A 1441-nucleotide genomic window follows, 5' to 3' on the forward strand; every position below is an offset into this window, starting at 1 on the left:
TTGCAACAGATGGGGTATTCGGCTTGAGCCCATCCCCGGAGGTTGGATGCAGGGGTGCTGCGCTTCGAGCTGATGATAAAACGTGGTCTGTTTGGAACAGCCACAAGCATCAGGAAAGGAAGCGCAGCATGAAACATTATGCCGGATTGGACGTCTCGTTAAAAGAGATCTCGATATGCGTCCTGGACGAAGCGGGTACGATCTGCCGCGAGATCAAAGTCCCCAGCCACCCGGATGACCTCGTTCAAACCTTGAAGAATCCCGCGTGGCAATTCGTTCGGATCGGACTTGAAGCCGGGCCGTTGTCGCAATGGCTATTCAGCGGATTGGCGGCGGCGGGCTTGCCGGCGACTTGCATTGAGACCCGACATGCGAAGGCATTCCTGAAAGCGCAGGTGAACAAAACCGATCGTAACGATGCGCGCGGCATCGCGCAGATGATGCGGGTCAGCCTGTTCCGGCCCGTGCATGTCAAGACGTTGGCGAGCCAGCATCGCCGGGCGCTGCTGACAGCCCGCAAATTGCTGCAGGAAAAAGCCATCGCCATCGAGAACGACATCCGTGGCTTGCTGCGCAACTTTGGGCTCAAGGTTGGCATCGTTGGAACGGTAGGGTTCGACGATCGTATCCATGAGCTTGTTGACGATACACCGGACCTCGGCGAGATCATGGAGCCTTTGCTGGCGGCACGGCAAAAGCTGCGAGAAACATTCACGGCTCTTCACCGCAAGCTGCTGTCGATCGTCCGGGAAGACGAGACCTGCCGACGTTTGATGACGATTCCCGGTATCGGTCCGGTTACCTCGCTTGCGTTCACCAGCACTATCGATGTCCCGGCGCGCTTCAGCAACTCCCGTGCCGTCGGCCCGGCACTGGGATTGACGCCGGTGCTCAACCAATCTGGCGAGAGCCATCGCGTTGGTCGCGTTTCCCTGTGCGGTGATGGCATGATGCGGGCCCTGCTCTACGAAGCGGCCCAGGTCATGTTGAGCCGGGTGAAGAAATGGTCATGGCTGAAAGCCTGGGCGATGAACGTCGCCAAACGGCGCGGACGGCAAAAGGCCATCGTTGCACTCGCACGCCGGCTGGCGGTGATCATGCATCGCATGTGGAGCGATGGCACCGAATTTCGCTGGACAAGGGAAAGCATGTCCGCAGCTGTCTGAACAGACTGACGGGAAGGAGATGATAAAGTTCCGCCTGCCGGTGGAAAGACGTCCTTCGCGGGACGATGGATGAGGTGAGTTCGCTTGGGTTCTTGTATCGATCGCATCATCGCGGTCAGGACGCGCAACAGATTGGGCCGCCTCATTCTACTGATCCCATAATGGGAGGGCCAAAGAGCCGATCCCGAAGAGAAGCAAGGGCCCGCGAAAGACGTTAATCACCAGCCGAGCGGAAAGCTCGAAAGCGCTTGACCTCAACACGCCGAATAGAGAAG

1 protein-coding gene is annotated in these 1441 nt (G+C 58.4%); it reads left to right on the forward strand.

Going from position 1 to position 1441, the window contains the following annotated elements; genetic code table 11:
* Positions 1-128: 128 nt before the first annotated feature.
* Positions 129-1166 (forward strand): IS110 family transposase, encoded by a 1038-nt coding sequence (locus FJQ48_RS12830; protein ID WP_094574516.1) that lies wholly within the window; start codon positions 129-131, stop codon positions 1164-1166.
* The last annotated feature ends 275 nt before the right edge of the window (positions 1167-1441 follow it).

This window comes from Ochrobactrum sp. CGA5 (assembly GCF_006345815.1).
In the GTDB taxonomy this organism is placed as follows: Bacteria; Pseudomonadota; Alphaproteobacteria; order Rhizobiales; family Rhizobiaceae; genus Brucella.

Coding starts and splice junctions, on each gene's coding strand:
- FJQ48_RS12830 (WP_094574516.1), top strand. CDS start 129: ATGAAACATTATGCCGGATTGGACGTCTCGTTAAAAGAGATCTCGATA.